General features: G+C 45.9%; 12 protein-coding genes and 1 riboswitch. Of the genes, 3 read left to right on the top strand and 9 right to left on the bottom strand.

Annotation, left to right across the window (positions count from 1 at the left end):
* Positions 1-55: 55 nt before the first annotated feature.
* A riboswitch (Fluoride riboswitch) is annotated at positions 56-152 on the bottom strand.
* 72 nt (positions 153-224) lie between these two features.
* Positions 225-1,178 (bottom strand): RsiV family protein, encoded by a 954-nt coding sequence (locus ACLTOH_RS05605; protein WP_337631134.1) that lies wholly within the window; start codon positions 1,176-1,178, stop codon positions 225-227.
* Between the two features lie 190 nt (positions 1,179-1,368).
* On the opposite strand from ACLTOH_RS05605, the gene ACLTOH_RS05600 reads away from it, so the two are divergent.
* Positions 1,369-2,358 (top strand): 2-hydroxyacid dehydrogenase, encoded by a 990-nt coding sequence (locus ACLTOH_RS05600; RefSeq protein ID WP_412223583.1) that lies wholly within the window; start codon positions 1,369-1,371, stop codon positions 2,356-2,358.
* 128 nt (positions 2,359-2,486) lie between these two features.
* Here ACLTOH_RS05600 and ACLTOH_RS05595 read toward each other — a convergent pair whose 3' ends face one another.
* On the bottom strand, positions 2,487-6,914 hold the full coding sequence (locus ACLTOH_RS05595; protein WP_412223582.1) for a LysM peptidoglycan-binding domain-containing protein: 4,428 nt from the start codon (positions 6,912-6,914) through the stop codon (positions 2,487-2,489).
* Between the two features lie 399 nt (positions 6,915-7,313).
* Here ACLTOH_RS05595 and ACLTOH_RS05590 point away from each other — a divergent pair, with 399 nt between their 5' ends.
* On the top strand, positions 7,314-8,360 hold the full coding sequence (locus tag ACLTOH_RS05590) for an ATP-binding protein (protein ID WP_262594619.1): 1,047 nt from the start codon (positions 7,314-7,316) through the stop codon (positions 8,358-8,360).
* A gap of 16 nt (positions 8,361-8,376) precedes the next feature.
* Here ACLTOH_RS05590 and ACLTOH_RS05585 read toward each other — a convergent pair whose 3' ends face one another.
* The 7 genes from ACLTOH_RS05585 to ACLTOH_RS05555 form a co-directional block, all read right to left on the bottom strand.
* Entirely contained in the window at positions 8,377-9,120 is a 744-nt protein-coding gene (locus tag ACLTOH_RS05585; protein ID WP_412223580.1) for an anaerobic ribonucleoside-triphosphate reductase activating protein, read from the bottom strand.
* Between the two features lie 3 nt (positions 9,121-9,123).
* A complete protein-coding gene (locus ACLTOH_RS05580) occupies positions 9,124-10,158 on the bottom strand; it encodes a LacI family DNA-binding transcriptional regulator (protein WP_262594621.1) in 1,035 nt (344 codons plus the stop codon).
* Positions 10,159-10,187: 29 nt separating this feature from the next.
* Positions 10,188-11,681, bottom strand: a complete 1,494-nt coding sequence (gene malQ, locus ACLTOH_RS05575; protein ID WP_337763662.1) for a 4-alpha-glucanotransferase — start codon at positions 11,679-11,681, stop codon at positions 10,188-10,190.
* A 25-nt stretch (positions 11,682-11,706) separates the two neighbouring features.
* Positions 11,707-12,546 (bottom strand): carbohydrate ABC transporter permease, encoded by an 840-nt coding sequence (locus ACLTOH_RS05570; protein WP_022312439.1) that lies wholly within the window; start codon positions 12,544-12,546, stop codon positions 11,707-11,709.
* Positions 12,546-13,388, bottom strand: a complete 843-nt coding sequence (locus ACLTOH_RS05565; RefSeq protein WP_412223579.1) for a carbohydrate ABC transporter permease — start codon at positions 13,386-13,388, stop codon at positions 12,546-12,548. Before ACLTOH_RS05565 ends, ACLTOH_RS05570 begins: the two co-directional genes overlap by 1 nt.
* A 138-nt stretch (positions 13,389-13,526) precedes the next feature.
* Positions 13,527-14,906 (bottom strand): ABC transporter substrate-binding protein, encoded by a 1,380-nt coding sequence (locus ACLTOH_RS05560; protein WP_412223578.1) that lies wholly within the window; start codon positions 14,904-14,906, stop codon positions 13,527-13,529.
* 505 nt (positions 14,907-15,411) lie between these two features.
* Positions 15,412-16,824 carry an alpha-glucosidase/alpha-galactosidase gene (locus ACLTOH_RS05555; RefSeq protein ID WP_118539377.1) on the bottom strand — a complete coding sequence of 471 codons (1,413 nt, stop codon included), beginning with the start codon at positions 16,822-16,824 and terminating at the stop codon, positions 15,412-15,414.
* Positions 16,825-17,084: 260 nt separating this feature from the next.
* On the opposite strand from ACLTOH_RS05555, the gene ACLTOH_RS05550 reads away from it, so the two are divergent.
* On the top strand, positions 17,085-18,029 hold the full coding sequence (locus tag ACLTOH_RS05550) for a helix-turn-helix transcriptional regulator (RefSeq protein WP_118539375.1): 945 nt from the start codon (positions 17,085-17,087) through the stop codon (positions 18,027-18,029).
* Positions 18,030-18,058: the final 29 nt, after the last annotated feature.

Genomic DNA, 18,058 nt, shown 5'->3' with positions numbered 1-18,058 from the left:
TTTTCTCGCAGCAGGACATTTTGAATTCCAACAAAAAAGGCTGGTGTCCCCTGCATATTCTGCAGAAGTCATCAGCCAAATCGAATTCGTATGTTCAAATTCCGGCGGTTCGAAGCCTGTGCTTCCGGGAGAACCTCATTCCCGATGTTCTTATTATATACACGGTGCCCGCCCATGTAAAGTCCTATATTTTGCAAATATACCCGCCAGCATCCTGTACTCCATTAAAAAATATCTGCTGTGAGATCATCCCCGAAGTCTGCTGCCGGAATCTCAAAGTCAACAATTCCAACTGCATAGGACTGTAATACATACTGGCCGGATTCAAATACAACGCCATCCTCTGTAATGTAGAATGTAGGGTCTGCGGGGCCATTATCCGTACCTGCAATGTCCGGCCCATAAATTTCCTGATAGATAGCATTCAAATCTTCCGTACCATCCAACACCACCAGTTTGATACTCTTCTCGTAATCGTTAAAGAAGCAGTCCTCTTTTGCCTGCATTTCCGCTGCCTTTGCTGTCACAAGTTCCAGTGCTTTGTCGCGGAATCCGCTCCCCAGACTGTCAAAAGTAATTCTCTCTCCGGTCTGCGTATAATAGTTCATATAGTACAAAGTATACCATCCATGAGCCCCCTGATCATACCCTTCCAGCCCCCACGACAGGCTGATCACCTTATCATCCGCGCGGATCACATGGAAAGTAAGATCCTCATAGCTCTGCTCATACACCGGCATATCCTCATAAAGTGTACCAAACTCCCCGTTCTTGATTCCTTCTACAAAACTGTCTACATATTCATCCAGCTCTTTCTGAATCTTCATCTGCACCGTCTCATTGCCCGGAATCGTCACTGTAACTGTTGGATAGTAATAGGTATAACTTCTGGTCTTGTCTTCGGGATCACTGCTACCCTCGTGATCCTCTGTGGTAAACTGCACCCATTCACTTCCCTGTATTTCACTCTGGCCTTCTGTCGGTTCCGTCTGTGTGGGCACTTCCGAAGTCTCCTCAGTCCCGGCCGTCGTCTCTTCCGTCGTCTGACCGCTCTGTGTCTCCTTGATGCTGTCTATAACTGTCTCCATCTCCGGATCCGTCACCATCTCCCGGTTTCCGCAGGATGTAAAACCTAACAGTGCTCCTGCAAATACTGCTGCAAAAAATATTTTTTTCATACTCCTCGCCTCCTGATGCCAGTATATCTGCCGATTGCATCATATCTGCATCATTTTTATAATTTTTCTCGATTTCACTTTTTAAATATGATAGACAATTCCCATATTTTGAGCTATAGTAAAGCCAAATCTGGGTATGATTAAAAATAACGATACACATACTATAAAAATCAACCCGAGGAGGACTGTTATGAAAATATTATTTTATGATACCAAAAGCTATGATAAAGAATCTTTCGAGGCAACTCTGAAAAAATATCCCGGCATCCAGATTGATTACATCCGGTCGGATCTGGATCCCCGTACTGCTGCTCTGGCCGACGGCTTCGATGCCGTCTGTGCTTTCGTCAGCTCCAATGTGAGCGAAGCCACATTAAAAATTCTCCACGAAAAAGGTGTCCGTCTGGTCCTGCTGCGTTGCGCAGGATACAACAACGTGGATCTGGAAAAGGCAGCTGCATATGACATATGTGTCATGCGTGTCCCCGGTTATTCTCCGGAAGCTGTCGCAGAGCATGCCATGGCTCTGGCTCTGGCCTGCAACCGCCGCTTATACAAAGCCTATAACAAGGTCCGGGAAAATGATTTCAGCCTCGCCGGACTCATGGGCTTCAATTTCTATGGTAAGATTGCCGGAATCATCGGAACCGGCCGGATCGGTGCAGCTATGTGCCGGATCTGTAACGGTTTCGGCATGAAAGTCATCGCCTACGATGTCTACGAGAACCCGGATCTGAAAGACTTCGTCACCTATGTGACCTTAGACGAATTACTGGCGCAAAGTGATCTGATCTCCCTTCACTGCCCGCTGATGGATTCCACCTACCACCTGATCCAGCTTGACACCATCAAGAAAATGAAGGATGGCGTCATTCTGGTAAACACTTCCCGGGGTGCTCTGGTCAAGACCGAGGATCTTATCGAGGGCATCCGCCTGCACAAGTTCGCCGGGGTCGGTCTGGATGTCTATGAAGAAGAGACGAAAAACGTCTTCGAGGATCGTTCCGATGAGATTCTGGAGCATTCTACCACCGCAAGGCTTTTGTCCTTCCCCAATGTCATGATAACATCCCATCAGGGATTTTTCACAAAAGAAGCACTGGAAGCCATTGCAGAGACTACCTTGCAGAATGCTCTGGATTTCGAAAGTGGAAAGAAGAACCCCAATCAAGTGCAATAAAATATTTCCAATCGAGTAGGCTGACTCATCGTATACACAAAAAACGGATGGCCCTCCCAAGCCATCCGTTTTCTCGTTTTTCAGTTTCCCGTCTTGTCCTTTTTCTCTATCTCTTACAGTTTTTACGATCAGTCCAGATTCAGTTTCTGACCAACTCTGATCACATTCTGGTTTGTAATCTGTACATTTCTGCGAAGCAATTGTGCCAGAGTCATGTGATTTCTCCTAGCGATCCTGGAAAGCGTATCACCACTCTTTACCGTATAACCGCCCTCTGTATACCAGATGCTCTCGGAAGGTCTGCGGTCAGTAACAGTTACCAGATAATTGCCGCCGCGCTTCAATGCGAACATGGATTGTCCGGTGAAAGTTACGGTAAAGGATCCGCAATACTCCAGGCGTCCCTTCTCTGTATTATAGCGATACAGGTTTGCACTCTTGCCGGAATTGTCCTTGCCTACATTTACATGAATGTTGACATTCACTCCGAAGCTGCCGGTATCTCGGATACCCAGCTGTCTGTTCACGGTTCCGGACTTTGCGGATACCACATTTGCCGGGATTGTGTTGCTCGTCTGGTCTACTGTCAGATCAATATTCTGAATCTTTGACAGATCTTTATTCTTCAGATCCTGTCCACTGATGCTCAGTGCCACACCGTTTCCGCTGTGGAATGCCACCGTCAGCTTCGTACCTTTAATGGTATTCAGTATATTCTGAGGCACCTTGACTTCACCGCTGCATACAAAGTTCATGTTGACACTTGCAATAGCAGGATTTTTCATCATCTCTGCCACCTTATCCTGTACAGAGTTGCTTACATCCGTCCAGTCTACTGCAGGTGCTGCAGAGGAACCGCTGTTGTCATCATCATCGTCATCATCGTTGTTCACCTCATCTGCCGCTACCGTAAATACAGCAGAAGGGGTTCCGGTCATTCTGGCTCCAACACCTGCTGGTACTGCGGAAGTCACTGCCAGGAAACCGTTCATATTGATGGTACCGTCCGTATTTCTGCGAATGCCTCCGTGGATTGCACTGTTCATATCCATGTTCTGGAACCATTCTGCTGTAGCTGCTATTCCTTCACTGTTGGTAGAGTTTTCGCCTCTCCAATAATAGTTCATTGCATTTTCGTAGGCACTGGTCTCCTGAGTTCCTTTCGGTTTGAACTGTTCTGCAACCGTCTGCCCTGCTGCATTGCTGCTATCCTTAAAGGACAGGATTCCTTTTGCTATAAATGCAGTATTCTTTGCGTCATTTGTATAGAATGCCACGTTAAAGGACTCATTGTTATAACTGGTAGAAGAATATGCCTCAATATCCGGACAGCTGTTGGAATCAATACCCTTTGCCTTATTGCCGAATGATACACTGTTGCGCAAAATATGATGTCCGCTGATGCTGGAACCACCCATCTTGAAGCCGTTACCGTTACCGGCATCTACTTCCTGTCCGTTCTCATCCAGTACATAACCGTTCTTGAATGCCACGCAGTTCTGAATGACCACCTGACCGATAGCTCCTGTCTCTACCTTTGCGAACAGATCCCAACCGTCATCGGCATTGTATGCTGCGATACATCCGTCAAATACATTACCCTCACCAATCGTCAGCTTAGCTGCAAATCCGTCTGCATCCTCATATCCCGCATCTGCGTTCAGATATGAAGTACAGTTCAGGATCAGGTTATAGGAAGGCCAGTCGCTTCTTCCGTCTGTGCTCTTGTAACGGCTGATCTGAATACCAGTATTGCCGTTTCTATATGCCATAATATCATCCAGTGTATTGTGACTGCCGGATACCTGAATACCCTTGAGGGAATTAGCAGAACCTGTTACATCAAATCCCTGGAAATACCAGTAATCACCTGCCAGGATCATACCTGCACATTTTCTCTGGAAATTCAGTACCGGACGAGAAGTGCTGTCCGGATCGGCAATCATATAGATTCTGGCATCTGTAGTTCCACTGACACCTCTGTCTATCGTCACCGTCTTATCCAGTGCATAAGTACCGCCCTTCAACACGATCATCTGGCCCGGAGCCACGCTCTTCACTGCGGTATAAATATCCACAGGATCACTGTTGGTACCGCTTCCCGTACTTCTTCCCTCAGGAGCAGCATAAATAACCGTTCTACCCTTTACATTATAATTTACTGTAAAGTCAAATGTTACTGTATCATAGCTACTCAACAGAGAATACTCTGAAGGTCTGTAATCCGCATTCGGGGTAAACTCTACATGGAAAACGTTGCTTCCGCTTTTCAGTGTCGTATGGGTATATACCTTGGTATTTGCCTTTACACCCGCATCTGACAATACGGTTTCATTGTCACTGTTGGTAATTTTCAATGTTCCGTCCGCATTGCCGTAATATACCAGTTCGTAATCTGCACTGTTGGCTACAGAAGCAGAATCAATCGTATAATTCGGTGTTACATAAGTGACCGGTCTGGATTCTGCCGGAGCATCTTTGGCCGGATCGATTGTTGTCAGCACTGCATTGGCAACGCTGATGGTTGCAGTTCTGGAAGTGAAGAAACCTACATAGATGTTCTCTGCATCCAATCTGGTCAGTTCGTCTCCGTCTTTGCCGTGATAGTATTTATTGGTTACGGTCTCACCGGTTTCCACATTGGTATAGCTCAGGAAATAACCGGTATTGTTTCTCTGCAAAGTCATGTGGAAAGTGGTCTGCACGTTCAGATCCGTAATATCCTTCACAGCTTCTGCAGAATTGGTATATTTGCCTACTATGTTATAAGTTCCCGCGCCGTTTCCGCTGTTTGCAGCACTGGTCTCCAGAGTAGTCATGGTAGACCGGAAGCCCTGATCTGTAGGACTGTCATTCATATTTTCCGGTGTTACACCTATTTTTTCCTGGGAACCGATACCAAGTTTCATGGTGTATTTGTCTCCGGCATCAGATACCTTGCCTTCTGTGGCATCCCAGAGATATTCCACCTTTGTAGCACTCAGCATATAGGAATTGTTCCAGAAAATACCGGAATCTCCATTCTCACCCACACGGTCAGCTGCCATAAGGCCAAAGCCTTCCTGTCCGTTGGTGTATGTCCATTCGTCCACCGTAATATCTGCAGATAACGTAAAGTTCTCTGTTGCCGGATCAATCGTGGTGTAGTAGAATGCCAGACCATCCGTTGAAGCTGCTACCAGCTTTCCTTTGCTGTTCTTCTCCCAGATCTTCAAATCACCTGTATCCAGGCTTCCACTATAACCGTTATTCGCTGTTTTGTTGTCAACGCCCTGACCAAATGCTGCAAAATTCCAGGTCTTCACTGCATCTTCAGTGATTGTCAGTTTTACTTCCGCCGGAGTGGATACATTTTCTCCTCTGACTGCAGCTACCTGAAATGTATATTCCTGACCTACCGTCAATCCTTTGATCGTCTGAGCCAATGCAGTCACTCCTTCTTCAACAACCGTGCCGTCCACAGATACCTTGTAGCTCTCTGCTTCGGCAACTGCCTGCCAGGTCAGTTTCACATTGCCGTGTCCCTTATTCTCAGCATTTAAGCCCTTCGGCGTTGCCATAGGTAATACAAATTCTATTGCTGTTGTCTTATTACTTGCTTTTGTATTCTCGCCTTCTCCTATCAGTTTTGCTTCAAAGCTGTAAGTGCCGGACGCTGTAGGCTGGAACTCTGCATTTCCAGAGGTTCCCTGTGCAGTAACGGATTTTGTCTCCACCGCATTACCATCAGCATCATACATCGTCACTTCCAAAGATTTTGCATAGATTCCACCGATCTGTGCAGTGTACGGAACGGTGATGGTTCCGTCCTTGACAAAAGGTGTTCCCAGAACGGGAGCTGCTATGTCATCCCAGCTTACGGAAGATCTGTAATCTACGGTCAGAGCATAGATCATAATCTTACTACCACTTGCATATAAATAATAAGTGCCCCCTTTTTCCACCTCATAAGTTTTGGCAATCAGGTCTTCTCCCGCCTTAAAGGTCTCAATCCCTTGGGGCTTGCCATCTACATCCTGCAAAAAATAAATATCTTTGCCTTTTGCTTTAAATACAACTTTGATTCTGCCATCTTTTTCCGCCTCCAGTTTTACTGCAGCACCACTGATAGGAATTTTTCCTTTGTTCGGGTTAGGCGAATTATCTCCCTGTACACATCCTGTATACTTTACCCCATCTAAACTAGCTGAACCAGATTTAAAACTCATAGTTTCAAGTACAGAAATTCCGCCATCATACGTTGTTCCTGCTGTCAGACCCTTGCTCAGATCCAATTCATACAGGTCTTTTTCCGTTCCACTCTGCACAGCAGCCATTGCTGCATTCGCATCCTGTGTTGTCGAAGCTGCCGCAATACCTTTTTCCTCTCCCAACACTTCTCTGGTTGTTTCCGCATTTCCGTCAGAAACCGTCTCACTTACCTGTTCTACCACAGGTTCCGTTTCCTCTGCCTGTACAGAGATGGGGCTGATTCCCATTCCCGACAGCACCATGGCTCCCGCAAGAAGCAATGCCATCAGTCGTTTTCTCTCTTTTCTTCCTCTCCTGCCTAACATTCCCATACCTCCACTTAGCATGTGTTATAAACGATTATATTTGTAAGCTCTTACAACACTATGTACTATATATTAGCACTATCGCTTCACATTAGTAAACCATTTTTGTGTATTTTGAATATTTTTGGAAGTTATTCATATATTTTTTGAGTAATTTTTAGCTAATATTTTTGCGCAACATTTATTTTTTATAAAATATGCACATTTTCTCATGAAATGTCTATTTAGGAAGAGTAAGCGTTTACATTTTCCTTCTGCATTCATTTCCCATAGCCGCAATATCTCTTGCCAAAAGTTATATAAACTTATATAATAATTACAAAGTTATATACACTTATATAAAGTTATATAAGATTTTAAAAGTTATATAAACTAATATAAGAAAAGGAGGTTTTCATTATGAGTACCAATCCGTTTACGGTATCTTTTGGAAAAAAACCGTTGCAATATATCTCCCGTCTCACGGAAACAAACCAAATTCTGGAAAGCTTTTGTGCCGAGATTCCATCCAATCAGATCTACATGATCACCGGTGTCCGTGGCTCTGGCAAGACTGTAATGATGACAAATATTGCTTCGGAATTACGAAAAAGAGAAGACTGGATCGTTGTGGAACTGAATCCTACCAGAGATTTACTGCAAAGTCTTGCTGCAAAAATCTACAGCATTCCCGAATTACACACGCTGTTCATTAATGCAAAACTTGACTTTTCTGCTTTTGGTCTGGGAGTATCCATTGAAAACGCTGCTCCGGTCACGGATATCGAAAACGCTCTGGAACTCATGTTGAAATATATCCAGAAAAGTGAAAAAAGGTTGCTGATCAGCGTTGACGAAGTGACGAATTCCGAATATATCCGAATCTTTGCAAGCTCCTTTCAGATTTTTTTACGAAACGACTATCCCATCTTTTTACTGATGACGGGATTATATGAAAATATTTATAATCTTCAAAATGATAAAGTACTGACCTTTTTATACCGTGCACCCAAATTAATCCTGGAGCCACTCAATTATACCGCTATCCGCAAACAATATATGGATATCTTTTCTCTGGATATAGATGCTGCCGGAGAACTGGCTTCACTGACCAAAGGCTATCCTTTTGCCTTTCAGGTACTTGGTTATCTCTACTGGGAAAATCGCAATAAAAAGACTTTGGAACAGATTTTGCCGGAATATGACCAATATCTGGATGAATATGTATACAGTAAAATATGGTCGGAATTATCCGATCTGGATAAAAAAATCGTAACTGAAATGTCTCTCAGCGGAGAGACTCAGGTAAAAGCTCTCCGTGAGCGATTAGATATGAAATCTGAACTTTTCTCTGTCTATCGTGAGCGTTTAAAGAGAAAAGGTGTCATTATTTCCAAAGAATACGGGAAAGTCACGCTGGCCTTACCTCGCTTTGATGAGTTTGTAAAAATACAACAGCTTATGTAACTGCGGGACGCAGCGTCTATTCCACGCCCCGCAGGATAACTTTCCCCACATATTTCCGGACCAGTTCCTCCATCTGTTCCAGTTCCTCTCTGGAAAATGCGCCGAACGGATCTACTCCGCCCGGTTTCACATCGTCACATTCCACTGTCTGTACCATCCGGTACAGGCAGTTTGCATTTTCCTCATAGCTCTGAAGATAATAAGCCGGGCAGCCGGCGATCCATTTGCCGATATTCTCGAACTCTTCCACAGTATGGATTCCTTTTACCACAGTGGTACGGAATTCATACGGAATCCCACTGCTTTTCAGTATGCCGATGCTCTCCTCGATCCGGGAGATATCCATATTCTTAAGGCCTGCGGCATGGGCATAATTCTCTCTGGACGCCTTGATATCCATAGCCACGTAATCGATCAGGTGCTCCTGCAACAGTTTCCACAGCACTCCCGGCATATAGCCGTTGGTGTCCAGTTTCACCGGGTATCCCAGTTCTTTGATCTTCTGTAAGAACTCCTTCAGATCCTTTTGTAGGGTCGGTTCTCCGCCGGTGACGCAGACACCTTGCAGAATGCCCTGTCTCTTTTTCAGATACGCGAGCACCTCCTCTTCCGGGATCAGCGGCTGGCATCCGGGATCCAGCACCAGTTCCCCGTTATGGCAGAACGGACAGCGAAAATTGCAGCCTCCTGTAAAAACAGTGGCTGCAATATGTTCCGGATAATCTAATAAAGTTGTCTTGTTAAAACCATGTATCTGCATAGTCTAAGTCCTCGGCATAGTGGAATCCCGCACCACCAGTTCTCCGTCGAACACGCAGTGCTGGTGCTTCGCCTTTTTCCCGATGATGTCGAACAGGATCCGGGCCGTCTCTCTCGCCATGCTGTCCACCGGCTGCTTTAAAGTCGTCAAGGACGGGATAACATATTTCCCGATTTCCACACCATCAAAGCCTGTCAGGGAAATATCCTCCGGCACCTTGTATCCGGCATCAGACAATGCTTTTCCTGCACCGATTGCCAGCATATCGGAGATTGCGAAGATCGCCGTGCACGGAATCTGCTTCTCCAGGAATTCCTTCGTCACCATATAGCCATTCTCCAGGGAGTAATCTTCCAAATCACTCCTCATAGGCAGGATCAGTTCTTCTCTTACTTCTATTCCGTTATCCTTCAACGCCTTTTTATAGCCTTCCAGACGCAGCTTACCGATAGATGCATCGGTCTTGCGGGCACAGAGGATTGCAATATCCTTATGTCCGTTCTTGCACAGATAGTCCACCATCTTGTAGCTTTCCTTGGTATCATCCACCGCTACGGAGGAATAGGTGTTGCGGCTGAAGCCCTTGGGTAGCATTCCCGTGGTACTTAAGATAAACGGCACATGAAGCTGTGCCAGCTTTTCCTCACTGTGCACCAGATAACCGCCGAGGAAGATAATGCCGCGAAGTCTTTTTTCCTTGACCAGCTTCAGTGCCACTTCCACTTCGTCCTCGTCATAGTCTACATGCTGCAATACCATGGCGTAAGATTTTTCCTTGATCTCTTCTTCCAATACCTTGATCATCTGGCTGAAGAAAGAGTTGTTAATACCTTTGACCAGTACTGCAATTGCCTTGGCATCCTGACGTTTCAGGTTTCTGGCACTGTTGTTGGGTACGTAGTTATTCTCTTTGATCACCCGCATGATCATTTCCTTGGTCTCAGGATTGATGTCCGGGTGGTTATTTATGGCACGGGATACCGTGCTGACACCGACACCGCAGATTCTTGCGATGTCTTTGATCGTGATTTCCTCCATGGAGCACAAACCTTTCCAAGCCTACAGACCTATCTGCCGTACAGCTTCGTCATACTGCGGATCCGTCCTGCAAGCTCCTTTGTAAAATCTCCGTTCCCCATTCTCCACTTCCAGTTGATGCCCAGTGTGGAAGGAATGTTGATGCGGGCCTCCGATCCCAGTCCAAGATAATCCTGCATGGGAATGATCGCCAGATCCGCTACGCTGGACATTGCGGCACGCACAAATTCCCAGGGAAGCTGCTCTCTGGGAATCGGCTCTCCGTCCGCATTTTTCAGACGCAGATAGTCGTCACAGAGCTTTTTGTCAGCTCCCTTCAAGGTGTCATACCACCCCATCACAGTATCATTATCATGAGTTCCCGTATATACCACGCAATTATGTGTATAATTATGCGGCAGATAATCACTTTCCTCACGGGAATCAAATGCAAACTGCAAAATTTTCATACCTGGATAACCGGATTTCTTCACTAATTCTATCACAGATGGTGTTAAAAAGCCAAGATCTTCTGCAATAACTTCTTTTTCTCCCAATTTTTCCTTCATGGAACGGAAAATATCATATCCCGGGCCATGTTCCCAGTGGCCGTGCTCCGCAGTGGGTTCCCCATAGGGAATCGCATAATAAGCATCGAATCCACGAAAATGATCGATACGTACCACATCATAGCGTTCAAAGCAGGCTGCCAGCCGCTGCATCCACCAGGCATAACCGGTCTCCTTGTGATGTTCCCAGTTATACAGAGGATTGCCCCACAGCTGTCCGGTGGCGGAAAACGCATCGGGAGGGCATCCCGCCACTGCTACTGGCTCACAATTCTCATCGAACTGGAACAGCTCCGGATTCGCCCAGGCATCTGAGCTGTCAAATGCCACATAAATGGGAATATCCCCAATAATCTTGATGCCGTTATCGTTGGCATAGGTCTTTAGTTTCTCCCACTGTACCTGGAACAGATACTGCTGGAACTGGTAAAACATAATCTCTTTCGCATATTTTCTGCGATATTTGTCCATGGCAGCCGGGGTTCTTAGCTTGATATCCTCTTCCCAGGCTACCCAGCAGATGCCGCGGAAACCATCCTTGATGGCCATATAAAGTGCATAATCCTCCAGCCAGTATGCATTCTTCTGTACAAACTCCTGAAATCTCGCATCTTCTTCAATATGGCTGTTATCAAACGCTTCCTTCAACAGGCGGAAACGGCTCTTATAGATTTTGCCGTAATCCACGGAATGGATATCCGTGCCGAAGTCATAGGTATTGCACTGCTCTGCGGTCACATAGCCTCTCGCCACCAGATCCTCGGGATCAATAAAGTAGGGATTACCCGCAAAAGTGGAAAAAGACTGGTACGGAGAATCTCCGTAGCTGGTGGGTCCTAATGGCAGAATCTGCCAATAGGCCTGACCGGCTTCTTTTAATCTGTCAATAAATTTATATGCTTCCTTGGAAAAGCAGCCGATTCCGTAGCGGGACGGCAGGCTGCTCACCGGCAGTAATATTCCGCTTTTTCTCATATTAATAACCCTATCTTTCTATTTTTTAGCCCTTAACTGCACCGGCTACCACGCCCTCGATAATGTACTTCTGACAGGTCAGATAGAAGACGATAATAGGGATTACGGACAGTACCAGCAGTGCCATCATGGCACCCAGATCCTTTGCGCCGTAAGAACCTACCAGGTATTGTACTACAACCGGTATGGTCTTGTAATTAGTACTCAGGCCGATTACCAGATAAGGCAGCAGATAGTCGTTCCAGATCCACATGGCATTCAGGATGGCTACGGTGATGGCAGTCGGCTTTAAGATCGGCATTACGACACCAAAGAAGGTCTGCAAAGGGTTGCATCCGTCGATCATGGCTGCCTCTTCGATGTCCAGTGGAATCGATTTGATGAATCCACAGAACATGAACACGGACAGGCCGGAACCAAATCCCAGGTACAGAAGCACCATTCCGGGAGGGTTGTTCAGGTGGGTCATATTAGCCAGCTTAGACATAGTGAACATTACCATCTGGAAAGGCACGATCATGGAAAATACGAACATGTAATACAGCACGTTGGTCACGCCGGTTTTCACTCTGGTCAGATAGTACGCAGTCATGGAAGTGAACAGAATGATCGCTGCCACGGAAAATACAGTGATAAATGCAGACCAACCGAAAGCTGTGAAAAAACCGGTTTTTTCAATACCGTTCACATAGTTGGTCAATCCCACAAAGGTCTCTGCGGTAGGCAGTGCAAACGGATTGTTGCTGATGAACAGTTTTCCCTTAAAGGAGTTGATCAGCACGAAGAAAATAGGTGTTAAAAATGCAACTACCAGCAGACACAGGATACAAAATATGATCACATTGGAAGTTTTTTTCTTAGTCATTATTGTTCTACCTCCTTACGTCTGGTAAGTACCAGCTGTCCCAGGGCTATGACTGCCACAACGATGAAGAACAGTACTGCTTTTGCCTGACCGACACCTTCGTAACCGTTTCTGCCGTAGAAAGTATTGTAAATATCCAGAGCCAGCATTGCGGTCTTTTTGCTGGGAGCACCGGCAGTCAGCGCCAGGTTCTGGTCAAAGAGCTTGAAACTGTTGGATACAGTAAGGAACAAACATATAGTAATAGATGGCATAACCATCGGAATTTTCACTTTGAATAAAGTCTGTAACGAAGTAGCTCCGTCAATCTGTGCTGCTTCGATCAGGTCTGTAGGTACATTCTGTAGTCCGGCTACATAAATGATCATCATATAACCGATCATCTGCCAGTTCATCAGGATGACCAATCCCCAGAAACCATAGGTAGGATTAGCTACCAGTGTGGTCTCATATTTCAACAATACCGCATTGATCATCTGCTGCCAGATATAACCCAGGATGATACCACCGATCAGGTTCGGCATGAAGAATACGGTACGGAACAGGTTGGTTCCTTTGATCTTTCTGGTCAGTGCCAGTGCCAGAATGAACGCAAACACGTTAATGGTAATGATAGATACAACAGAAAACTTTAAGGTAAAACCGAATGCGTTGACAAAATCTTTGTCCGCAAAAATTTTGATATAATTTTTCAGGCCTACAAATTGTGCATTTGTAATCGTTTTAAATTTGCAAAAGGACAGATATACGCCCATAACAAACGGTATGATAAATGCAAAGGAAAATGCGATCAATGTAGGCAGTACAAAAATGGGAAAATATCGTTTTAATGTCTTTTGCATAAGCCTTCTCCTATTAATTCCTTTTTACATGATATTCCGGGTTTTACAAACAAGGGGGCCGTGGTACCACCACCGCCCCCTGTGTCTGAAGTTATATAAGATGGATAACGATTTAGAATAGTTATAAGTTGAGATCAATTAGTTAGCTGCGGTTGCGGCCTTTTCAGCTGCCCATTCGTCAACTACTTTTGTCTTTACAGCGTCCCAGTCGATGGAACCGGAAGCATACTCCAGAAGAGCTGCACCGAAGTCATCCTTGAACTGCTGGCTGGGGAAGGAAGTGAAGTTCCAGGATACAGATGTCTTGGAGGTATCTGCCATGTAACGAAGAACTTCCTGTGCCAGAGGATCGGTGGGCTTTTCATCATCGCTGAAGGTATCGAAAGGAGCAATGAAGCCAAGGTCATTGGTTACTGCTGCCTTACCGGTTTCAGAAGAGAACAGCCATTCAACGAATGCGATAGATGCTGCCTGATCCTCAGCAGAAGCTTCCTTGTTGATGCAGAAGAAGTTCTCAGTACCGGTGCACAGTCCCTGGTTCTCTTCACCTTCAACGCCGGTATAAATAGGAAGGAACTTAACATCCTCAGCCTTAACAGTGTTACCGTCTACGCCATTGATCTGGCTCCAACCCCAGTTACCGTTCTGTACCATTGCTGCCTGACCCAGAGCGAACTCAGCCATGGAGTCGTCTACAGACTTGCTTCCCAGCAGACCGGGTGCTGTGCAGGAGTTGTTGATGTACAGATCAAAAATGTTCTTGAAGTTATCGGAGTAAGTGAACTCCAGGTTATCGGTATCGGTGATACCCTTGTCCTTGAACTCGTAGTATACAGGGATGTTAGCCAGATGAGTCTGCCATCTCCAGTCTTCACCGGGAGTCAGGGATGTGGAAGCGAATACGCCTTCAATACCCAGTTCATCTTTCTTAGCCTGCATATCTTCTACAACCTCTTTTAACTTAGCGAAGTTGTTGATCTCATCCATACTTGCTGCCTTAGCACCATCCAGTGCGAAGTACTTCTGCATGATAGCGTCGTTATAAATGATACCGTAACCCTCTACTACGTAAGGGATTCCGTATACACCACCGTCTTCACCGGTGATTGCCAGGCTCTTATCCATTAACCAGCTGTACAGGTCTGTATCCTTTAAGTCTGCACAGTAGTCTTTCCAGTTCTGATAACCGATAGGTCCGTTGATCTGGAACAGGGTAGGTGCTTCCTTGTTAGCGATCTCAGACATCAGGGTCTGCTCGTAGGTACCGCTTGCTGCAGTTACAACCTTTACAGGAACACCGGTCTCCTCGGTATATTCCTTAGCCAGCTTCTGCCATACTTCGTCAACTTCAGGTTTGAAGTTCAGATAGTATACAGAGCCTGCTGCCTCTGCGGTCTTCTCTGCGGTCTTCTCTGCCGCCTCGGTAGTTGTTGCTGCGTCCGTCTTGTTGTCGGTAGCAGGGGTGGTTGCTGTTGCATTGTCAGCATTTCCGCAACCGGTCAGCATGGAAGCTGCCATTACTGCACAAAGTTAAACACTTGCCAGTTTCTTCTTCATAATCTTACCTCTCCTTTTTTGTTGGAACGGGAACCCTTCATAATTCTTGCTATACTCCCGTCAGGTTGTCGGAAACGGTTTCGGTATTGTTCCCGGTAACGTTTCCGTTGCTGTAATTAGAAAATAGCACATTCACGAACTTGTTGCAAGTGCTTTTCTGTAAATCCCTGGAAGTTTGTATATTGTTCTCAAAATACTTCTCGCAGTTTTGTGCATTTTCACAATGACTTTATAATTCTTCTGCCGCTTATATTCTTTTTTCAAATAATTAACCCCTCGAGCGGACTGTCTCCTACTCGATTTTTATACTTTGTACACCATCTCGCTTAAAAGCTCGATGATGTACATTCGCCAGGTACAGATTCTTGTGCAAGCACAAATCTGTACCTGGCTCATCGTATACACAAAAAGAGGTGCTGCCTCATCCTTCTGCAGCACCTCCCGGGTTCTTTTTTCTATTTTATTTTTACAGATACTTTTTCCAGCCTTCCGGCAGATATTTTGCCGTGCTGCGGAGCATATCCCTTACCAGCTCTTCCACCTGTTCTCTGGAAGCTCTTCCTTTCACCTGCGGATCCTCCAGGAATGCTTCCACCACCAGATCAAAATCACACAGAATAGCTGCTTTCAGAATCCGCTCATGGTTTGCCACATGGGGATCCACCAGCTCCTTGATCTGCTCCGGAAGCTCTCCGGCATACAACGGGCGGATGGCATCTCTCTCGAATACCGCATTGGTCTCTACAACCGCACTTTCCGGCAGATTGGCAATCTGATGTCCGGTATTGGGAATATTGACATTGCTGATCTTGCGGGTCAGTCCGCAGAGTGCCTTGATCAGCTGGATACCTTCCTCCCCGGTAGGCTTCAACTCGATCTCTTCCTCACCGGCTGCCAGTCTCGCGCTCTTTGCCAGACGTTCCTGCAGATCCTTCTTTCTCCAGTCTACGGTAGTCAGACCGAATTTCCATCTCTTTACCGTCTCGGGATCTTTCAGGTAACTGTCACCCACACCGGGCATGAATTCCACCAGATGCCTGTCGCCTGCTGCTGCGATCAGACCATATTTGCGGAACAGATCAAATTTCACAATATGGGCACACTCGAAAGTAGAGTTCGCCCAGTTTTTATCTGCTTCTTTGTAGCCGTCTTCCTTATGCTCCTCGGTATATTTCCGGTAAATGGGGAACAGATCGATTCCCTTATAGGAAGCATAGTCAAACCAGGTGAAATGGTTGATACCCAGTACATTGATCTGAATATCCTCACGTTTCACATCCTTAAGCCCCATGGTCTCTTCCAGAATACCCTTTAACACTTTCTGGGTACCGAATACTTCATGGCAGCATCCAAAAGCTTTGATCTCCGGAAAAACATAGTACAAAGTCTTCACGCACAGGGACATGGGGTTGGTGTAATTAATGACCCAGGCTTTCGGTGCATATGCCCTGATGGCCTGTGCGATCTCCACATACATGGGAATTGTACGCAGTGCTCTCATGGCACCGCCGGGGCCTGCGGTATCTCCTACAGACTGATAGATTCCCAGTCGTTCCGGCATATGTACATCCACAGCCATCTCATCAAAAGTTCCCGGCAGAATAGAGATCACGATGAAATCCGCACCGGTCAATGCGGACTGTAAGCTGTCAGAAACAGTATAGTTCCATTTGCCCACCACATCCTCTCTTGCAGAAAGTCTGTTGCCGATGATCTCATTGTGTTTTGCCGCCTCCGCATCAATATCATACAGGCGGATGGTTCCGGACAGTTCTTCATCCATGGCCAGATCCGTCATAAATGTCCATGCCCATCCTCTGGAACCACCGCCAATATAGGCGATCTGTAAATCTTTTACCTTTCCGTCTGCATACTCCATTTTTGTATCCTCCTTATGTGTTTCCGGTCCTTGGGATCCTCTGCTCCATCGGCCCGTACTGCCTTCTCTATATTGCACATTATAGCCTATGGCTGTATAATAATCTTGCTATTATTTGCGTATTTTTTTCCATTTTCGTACTATATTGACTTTTGTTTTTATACAAGTCCATAGATTTGTAATATAGCCTGCGCATACTGTTTTTCAGAATGCAGTCTAATATAGCACTAATATAGCATAGGAAAAAGGAGATCACTATTATGTTTGAAACAGGGGATTTTCAGACACCGGCTCCACCGGAATCAGGCGTTGCGGACAATGCTGTTGCTTCGACGCCTCAGGATCACTGGCTCTATAATGAGCTTGTAGACGGATTCCACATCGACCGTGTTGTACGGGACTATAATTATTCCATGGATATCCGTCACATTCACGAAGAATACGAGATTTATTATCTTTTAGAGGGGGAACGGTATTATTTTATCAACCAGCAGACCTATCTGGTCACCCCGGGAACGCTGGTCTTCATTGACAAGGAGCAGATCCACCGCACCGGTATGGCTTCCGCCGGACCACATCACGACCGGATCGTTTTAGGAATCATGGAAGAGCCTTTTTCTACCTTTCTGGCATCTTTCGGAGGATTGCAGCTGCAGAGTTTTTTCACGGAGCAGGGCAGTATTCTGACACTGCCAGAAGAAATGCGCCCCTATATCCAGTCTCTGTTGCAGGACATTGCCTCTGAGCTGATCCACAAAAAGCCCGGCTATCTTCTGGCCGCCATGACGAAGCTGGCAGAATTTTTCATTGCCGTGCTGCGCTTGCAGCCCGAGGGTCCCGTTGTCTCATCCCCGGCCAGACATTCGAACCCGAAATATCAAAAGGTCGATGAAGTGGCGCACTATATTGTAGAACATTGTACTGAGCGGATCTCTCTGGAGGATCTCGCTGGGCGGTTCTATATCAACAAATTTTACCTGAGCCGTATTTTCAAAGAAGTCACCAGTTTCACCATCAACGATTACCTGAATGTCAACCGCATCAAAAAAGCCCACCGGCTCCTTCTGGAAACAGATGACAGCATCACTTCCATTGCGGAACAGTTGGGCTATGAAAATATTACTTATTTTGAACGGGTGTTTAAAAAATACCGGAATATGACACCGTTAAAATACCGGAATTATTATCGGTCGGAGACGGAGTGACCTATGAATCTGCAGCTGTCTGAACGTAT

This window comes from Waltera sp., assembly GCF_046969025.1.
Lineage (GTDB): Bacteria > Bacillota > Clostridia > Lachnospirales > Lachnospiraceae > Acetatifactor > Acetatifactor acetigignens.
This window is presented reverse-complemented; position numbering and strand designations above follow the sequence as displayed.

Bases quoted from the DNA above. Each gene is read 5' to 3' on its own strand.
- ACLTOH_RS05605 (WP_337631134.1), bottom strand. From the start codon at position 1,178: ATGAAAAAAATATTTTTTGCAGCAGTATTTGCAGGAGCACTGTTAGGT.
- ACLTOH_RS05600 (WP_412223583.1), top strand. From the start codon at position 1,369: ATGAAAATATTATTTTATGATACCAAAAGCTATGATAAAGAATCTTTC.
- ACLTOH_RS05595 (WP_412223582.1), bottom strand. From the start codon at position 6,914: ATGTTAGGCAGGAGAGGAAGAAAAGAGAGAAAACGACTGATGGCATTG.
- ACLTOH_RS05590 (WP_262594619.1), top strand. From the start codon at position 7,314: ATGAGTACCAATCCGTTTACGGTATCTTTTGGAAAAAAACCGTTGCAA.
- ACLTOH_RS05585 (WP_412223580.1), bottom strand. From the start codon at position 9,120: ATGCAGATACATGGTTTTAACAAGACAACTTTATTAGATTATCCGGAA.
- ACLTOH_RS05580 (WP_262594621.1), bottom strand. From the start codon at position 10,158: ATGGAGGAAATCACGATCAAAGACATCGCAAGAATCTGCGGTGTCGGT.
- malQ (WP_337763662.1), bottom strand. From the start codon at position 11,681: ATGAGAAAAAGCGGAATATTACTGCCGGTGAGCAGCCTGCCGTCCCGC.
- ACLTOH_RS05570 (WP_022312439.1), bottom strand. From the start codon at position 12,546: ATGACTAAGAAAAAAACTTCCAATGTGATCATATTTTGTATCCTGTGT.
- ACLTOH_RS05565 (WP_412223579.1), bottom strand. From the start codon at position 13,388: ATGCAAAAGACATTAAAACGATATTTTCCCATTTTTGTACTGCCTACA.
- ACLTOH_RS05560 (WP_412223578.1), bottom strand. From the start codon at position 14,906: ATGGCAGCTTCCATGCTGACCGGTTGCGGAAATGCTGACAATGCAACA.
- ACLTOH_RS05555 (WP_118539377.1), bottom strand. From the start codon at position 16,824: ATGGAGTATGCAGACGGAAAGGTAAAAGATTTACAGATCGCCTATATT.
- ACLTOH_RS05550 (WP_118539375.1), top strand. From the start codon at position 17,085: ATGTTTGAAACAGGGGATTTTCAGACACCGGCTCCACCGGAATCAGGC.